A 6,281-nucleotide genomic window follows, 5' to 3' on the forward strand; every position below is an offset into this window, starting at 1 on the left:
TCGGGCTACCAGCTCGAGACCGAGCGTCCGGTGATGCCGATCGGCGGGTTCAACGGCAGCGACCCGTCGCCGACGCTCGAGCAGTTCCGGCAGTACGTCGCCGACGGGCGGATCCACTACTTCATCGCCGGCGGCACGGGGGGCACGGCTGGCACGGCCGGCATGAGGGGCACGGCCGGGATGGGCGCCGAGGGCACCGCATCGGCGATCGCACAGTGGGTCGAGGGCAACTTCACATCCACCACCGTCGACGGGGTCACGCTCTACGACCTCACGACGCAGCACTGATCCCGTCCCGCGTTTCGCGCACTTGTCGATGTGGGGAGCGCCGATTTCTCGCGACAAGTGCGCAAAGCGCGAGGGGGTGAGGTCGTGGTGGGGACGGTCGACGTCGGGCCGTAGGCTGACACCCGTGCGCGTACTCGTGATCGGCTCCGGAGCCCGTGAACATGCCCTCCTGTTGGCCCTCGCCCGTGACCCGGGCGTCGACAAGCTGATGTGTGCCCCCGGCAATGCCGGCATCGCCCGCATCGCCGAGACCCATGCGGTCGACGTCGCGTCCGGTGACGCGGTCGTCGAGCTCGCGAAGTCGCAGGCCGCCGACCTGGTCGTCATCGGCCCCGAGGTGCCGCTGGTGCTCGGTGTCGCCGACGCCGTGCGCGCCGCCGGGATCGCCTGCTTCGGCCCGTCCGCCGAGGCCGCCCGCATCGAGGGTTCCAAGGCGTTCGCGAAGGACGTCATGGCCGCCGCCGGTGTCCGCACCGCGCACAGCGAGGTCGTCGACAACCCGGCCGACCTCGACGCCGCCCTCGACCGGTTCGGCCCCAACTGGGTCGTCAAGGACGACGGACTGGCCGCCGGCAAGGGTGTCGTCGTCACCACCGACCGCGCCGCCGCGCGTGACCATGCCGCCGAGTGCCTCGAGATCGGCCACCCGGTGCTGCTCGAGTCGTTCCTCGACGGTCCCGAGGTATCGCTGTTCTGCCTGGTCGACGGCGAAACCGTCGTCCCGTTGCTGCCGGCGCAGGACCACAAGCGGGTCGGCGACGGCGACACCGGCCCCAACACCGGCGGCATGGGCGCCTACACGCCGCTGCCGTGGTTGCCCGCCGAGGCCGTCACCCAGATCGTCGACGAGGTGTGCAAGCCCGTCGCCGCCGAGATGGTGAAGCGGGGCTGCCCGTTCACCGGTCTGCTGTACGCCGGCCTGGCGATGGGCAAGAACGGTCCGGCCGTCGTCGAGTTCAACTGCCGCTTCGGTGACCCCGAGACCCAGGCGGTCCTGGCGCTGCTCGAGTCGCCGCTTGGTGAGGTTCTCAACGCCGCCGCGACCGGCACCCTCGAGTCGGTCCCGCCGCTGCAGTGGCGCGACGGCGCCGCCGTGACCGTCGTGCTGGCCGCCGAGAACTACCCGGCCACCCCGCGCACCGGTGACGTCATTGCCGGTTCCGAGGCCGACCGCGTCCTGCACGCCGGCACCGCCGCCCGTGAGGACGGTGCGATCGTCTCCGCCGGCGGCCGTGTCCTGAGTGTCGTCGGTGTCGGCGCCGACCTCACCGAGGCCCGCGAGGACGCCTACGCGCGCCTGACCGAGGTCAAGCTGCCGGGCGGGCACTTCCGTAGCGACATCGGTCTCGCCGCCGTCGAGGGCCGGATCTCCATCTGACCCGACGCACCCTTCCTCCGCGACGCCGCGTCCCCGTTCGGGGACGCGGCGTCGTCGCATTTCTTGGACAATTGTGCCAATTCGTTTAGCAGCATTGTTTCGACGGATTGCATTGGGGGGCCGCATTTACCGGCGTATTCCGGTCGTATTCTGCGTAGGCCCGTTCATGTTCTCGGTAGCGTGACGGAAGGCCTTCTTCTCGGTGCATAGCCGGTGTTCTCCGGGGTAGCGACCAGAAGGAACGTTTCGTCGAACGTCACAGGGCACGAACCGAGCGATCAGTATTCGGTGCGGCGACCGGCCGCAGGTGAAGGGATTGTCATGAATCGTCTCGTGGACAAGAAGATCATTATTACCGGAGCGGCGAGCGGCATCGGCCGTGCGGCGGCCGGGCTCATGGTCGCCGAGGGCGCGCAGGTGCTCATCGCGGACCTCGATCAGGACGCCGCAGCGAGCGCCGCCGCCGAGATCAGCGGCGGCCATTCCTCGGGGCGGGCCGTCGGCATGGCCGTCGACGTGATGGACGAGAAATCGGTCGCCGCGATGATCGAACGCGCGGCCACCGACTTCGGCGGCATCGACGTCCTGTGCAATCACGTCGGCGGCAGCAATCCGCGCAAGGACCTCGACCTGCTGCGGCTCGACCTCGACGAGTGGGACCGGACGATGGTGCTCAACGCCCGCAGCACGGTCGTCGCGTCCCGGCTGGCGCTGCCGCACATGATCGCCGCCGGCGGCGGATCGATCGTCAACACCGTCTCGGTGGCCGGCCTGGCCGGGGACACCCTGCAGTGCGCCTACGGCGCGTCGAAGGCCGCGGTCATCCGGCTCACCCAGTACATCGCCACCCAGTACGGGCGCAACGGTGTGCGCTGCAATGCGGTCGCACCGGGCGCGATCATGACGCCCGCGTTGCGCGACAACGTGCCCGCGGACGTCATCGCCGACATCCGGCACCACAACGCCCTCGACATGATCGGGGATCCCGAGGACATCGGGTGGGCGATGGTCTACCTGGCATCCGACGAGTCCCGGTACATGAGCGGGCAGACCCTCGTGCTCGACGGTGGCCTCACCGCGCAGAGTCCGATCGCCGCGAGCCGCCGCGTCCTGCTCGACGACTGACTTCGCGGCGTCGAAATTCCGGTACGTCGCCGCCGTTGCTAGCGTCGAAGACGTGCGTACCGAATCCCAGCGATCGACCATCCCCGGCTTCCACGTCATGGACGTGTGGAAGGCGGCCACCGAGCGTCAGCGCACCCACGGTGACGTGCTGTCGCTCGCGGCCGGGCAGCCGTCGACCCCGGCCCCGGGGCCGGTGCTGCGCGCCGCACGGGAATCGTTGGACAACCATCTGCTCGGCTACACCGAGACGTTCGGAATCGAACCGCTGCGTCAGGCCATCGCCGACTATCACAGCGGTCGCTCGGGTTACGCCGTCCACCCCGACGAGGTGGTCGTCACGACGGGTTCGTCGGGAGCGTTCACGCTGCTGTTCCTCGCCGCGTTCGACGCCGGGGACACCGTCGTCGTCGCCCGCCCCGGCTACCCCGCGTACCGGAACACGCTGACGGCGTTGGGCTGCAACGTGATCGAGATCGACTGTGGCCCGGAGACCCGGTTCCAGCCGACCGTCGCGATGCTCGAGGAACTGGACACCCCGCCCGCCGGCCTCATCGTCGCGAGCCCCGCGAACCCCACCGGCACCGTCATCGACCCGACCGAACTGGCGGCGCTGGCCCGCTGGTGCGAGGAGCACGACACGCTGTTGATCTCGGACGAGATCTATCACGGCATCGAGTTCTCGGGGGAGGCCGCGGGAGGACAGCCGACGGCGTCGGCATGGGAGACGTCGCGCGAGGCCGTGGTGATCGGGTCGGTGTCGAAGTACTTCTCGATGACCGGGTGGCGACTGGGCTGGATGCTGGTGCCCGAGCACCTGCGCCGGGCACTGCAGCGGCTCGCGTCGAACATGACGGTGTGCCCGCCGGCGATCTCGCAGTACGCGGCCGTCGCGGCGTTCTCCGACGAGTCCCGCGCCGAGCTGGACGGCCACGTGCAGCGGTACGCGGTGAACCGGGAGCTGCTGCTCACCGGGTTGCCTCAGCTGGGACTGACCGAGCTGGCGCCGGCCGACGGCGCGTTCTACGTGTACGCCGACGTCGCGCACCTGACGGACGACTCGACGTCGTGGTGCGCGCGTCTGCTCGCCGACACCGGTCTCGCGCTGGCGCCCGGCATCGACTTCGACACCGTGCACGGTGACCACACGGTGCGGTTGTCGTTCGCGGGTTCGACCGCGGAGATTCGGGACGCACTGGTCCGGCTGGAGCGGTGGCTGCCCGCGCCGAAGTAGGCGGCGACCTGCGCTGTCGGGGCGAATCCACCCGGGTGTGTCGCGGCGGCTGGCACGATGGACGGATGACCTCCGCCGCCACGCCCAAAGGTGAGAGGCGTCGGCAGGCGCTCGTGACCGCAGCCGCGGACCTTCTGCTCGAGGGGGGCTTCGACGCCGTCCGGCATCGCGCCGTCGCCAAGCGGGCCGGCCTGCCGCTGGCGTCCACCACCTACTATTTCGCCTCGCTCGACGAGCTGGTGGCCCTCGCGGTCGAGCACAACGGGAACCGGGAGCTGGACGCGATGCGTGAACGCATCGAGGACGTCACGCAGCGGCGACGCGGCGTCGAGGCGAGTGTCGACCTGATCGTCGACCTGCTGGTCGGCCCCGAAGACGGCACTGACGCGGGCGACGGGGCTCGGGAGCGGCTGATCGCCCGGTACGAGCGGCTCGTGGCGTCCGCGCGGCACCCCGAGCTGCGGGAGGTGCAGCTGCGGTTGCGGGCGCAGCTCGACGACCTGCTCGCCGAGTTGCTGCGCCGGTCCGGCCGTGTCGTGCGCGAGTCGCAGTTGCGTCGGCTGGTCGCCGTCGTCGACGGGGTCGTGGTGGGCGCGCTCAGCGAGGTGGATCCCGATCCGCGGGGGATGGCGCGGGCGATGCTGCTCGACCTGATCGACGAGTTCGCGCCTCTGAGCACACACTGACGAGGGCTTTCCGGCCTCGCCTAAACTGGGATCTCGTGAGCCGCATCCCGAACGTCCTTGCCAACCGTTACGCCAGCCCCGAGCTGAAGGCGCTGTGGTCGCCGGAGTACAAGATCGTGCTCGAGCGCCAGCTGTGGTTGGCGGTGCTGCGGGCTCAGGCGGAGCTCGGCATCGACGTTCCGCCGGAGGCGCTCGCCGACTACGAGCGGGTCCTCGAGAGCGTCGACCTGGACTCCATCGCCGACCGTGAACGCGTCACCCGCCACGACGTCAAGGCCCGCATCGAGGAGTTCAACGCCCTCGCCGGCCACGAGCACGTGCACAAGGGCATGACCAGCCGCGACCTCACCGAGAACGTCGAGCAGCTGCAGGTGCTCCGTTCGCTCGAGCACGTCTACGGTCACGGTGTCGCGACCGCCGCCCGCCTGGCCGAGCGCGCCGTCGAGTACACCGGCATCGTGATGGCCGGACGCTCCCACAACGTCGCCGCGCAGGCCACCACGTTGGGCAAGCGTTTCGCGTCGGCCGCCGACGAGCTGCTGGTGGGGCTCACCCGCCTGCGTGAGCTCATCGACCGCTACCCGCTGCGCGGCATCAAGGGCCCGATGGGCACCGCTCAGGACATGCTCGATCTGCTCGACGGTGACGCCGACAAGCTCGAGCAGCTCGAGAAGAAGGTCGCCGAGCACCTCGGCTTCGCGCACGTGTTCACCAGCGTCGGCCAGGTGTACCCGCGTTCGCTCGACCACGACGTGCTGTCCGCGCTGGTCCAGGTCGGTGCCGCGTCGTCGTCGATGGCGCACACCATCCGCCTGATGGCCGGCCACGAGCTGGTCACCGAGGGCTTCCAGCCCGGCCAGGTGGGCAGCTCGGCGATGCCGCACAAGATGAACACCCGCTCGTGTGAGCGTGTCAACGGCCTGCAGGTGGTGCTGCGCGGTTACGCGTCGATGGCCTCCGAACTGGCCGGTGCGCAGTGGAACGAGGGCGACGTGTTCTGCTCCGTCGTCCGTCGTGTCGCGCTGCCCGACGCGTTCTTCGCGATCGACGGCCAGATGGAGACCTTCCTGACCGTCCTCGCCGAGTTCGGCGCGTACCCGGCCGTCATCGAGAAGGAACTCACCCGCTACCTGCCGTTCCTCGCCACCACCAAGGTCCTCATGGCCGCGGTCCGCGCGGGTGTCGGACGCGAGACCGCGCACGAGGTCATCAAGGAGCACGCCGTCGCCGTCGCGCTCGCGATGCGGGAGCAGGGCAAGGAGCCGAACCTGCTGGATCGTCTGGCCGCCGACGACCGTCTGCCGCTCGACCGCGCCGCGCTCGACGACGCCCTCGCCGACAAGTCCGCGTTCATCGGTGCCGCCGGCGCCCAGGTCGACTCCGTGGTCGCCGAGGTGCGCAAGCTCGTCGACGCCAACCCGGACGCTGCGCGGTACGCGCCGGGCGCCATTCTGTGACAACGGGTTCCGTTGCGGTCGGTGATCTGACCGCACACCTGGCTCAGCTGGAGGGCGGCAGCGACACCGTCATGCTGCTGGCCCAGTAGTCGGCCTCGAACGGGAATCCCCGGCAC

6 protein-coding genes are annotated in these 6,281 nt (G+C 70.0%); all 6 read left to right on the forward strand.

Annotation, left to right across the window (positions count from 1 at the left end; genetic code table 11):
* On the forward strand, positions 1-288 hold a 288-nt coding region (locus IJ15_RS24955), incomplete at its 5' end, for a mannosyltransferase YkcB-related protein (RefSeq protein ID WP_037135860.1).
* 124 nt (positions 289-412) lie between these two features.
* Positions 413-1,666 carry a phosphoribosylamine--glycine ligase gene (gene purD / locus IJ15_RS0122100; RefSeq protein ID WP_031940514.1) on the forward strand — a complete coding sequence of 418 codons (1,254 nt, stop codon included), beginning with the start codon at positions 413-415 and terminating at the stop codon, positions 1,664-1,666.
* Positions 1,667-1,987: 321 nt separating this feature from the next.
* Positions 1,988-2,791 carry an SDR family NAD(P)-dependent oxidoreductase gene (locus IJ15_RS0122105; protein WP_031940515.1) on the forward strand — a complete coding sequence of 268 codons (804 nt, stop codon included), beginning with the start codon at positions 1,988-1,990 and terminating at the stop codon, positions 2,789-2,791.
* 52 nt (positions 2,792-2,843) lie between these two features.
* On the forward strand, positions 2,844-4,022 hold the full coding sequence (locus IJ15_RS0122110) for a pyridoxal phosphate-dependent aminotransferase (protein ID WP_031940516.1): 1,179 nt from the start codon (positions 2,844-2,846) through the stop codon (positions 4,020-4,022).
* A gap of 65 nt (positions 4,023-4,087) precedes the next feature.
* Complete coding sequence (locus IJ15_RS0122115; RefSeq protein WP_031940517.1) at positions 4,088-4,708, forward strand: TetR/AcrR family transcriptional regulator; 621 nt, start codon at positions 4,088-4,090, stop codon at positions 4,706-4,708.
* Positions 4,709-4,743: 35 nt separating this feature from the next.
* Entirely contained in the window at positions 4,744-6,165 is a 1,422-nt protein-coding gene (gene purB, locus IJ15_RS0122120; RefSeq protein ID WP_031940518.1) for an adenylosuccinate lyase, read from the forward strand.
* The last annotated feature ends 116 nt before the right edge of the window (positions 6,166-6,281 follow it).

The sequence above is a fragment of the Prescottella defluvii genome (genome assembly GCF_000738775.1).
Classification (GTDB): domain Bacteria; phylum Actinomycetota; class Actinomycetes; order Mycobacteriales; family Mycobacteriaceae; genus Prescottella; species Prescottella defluvii.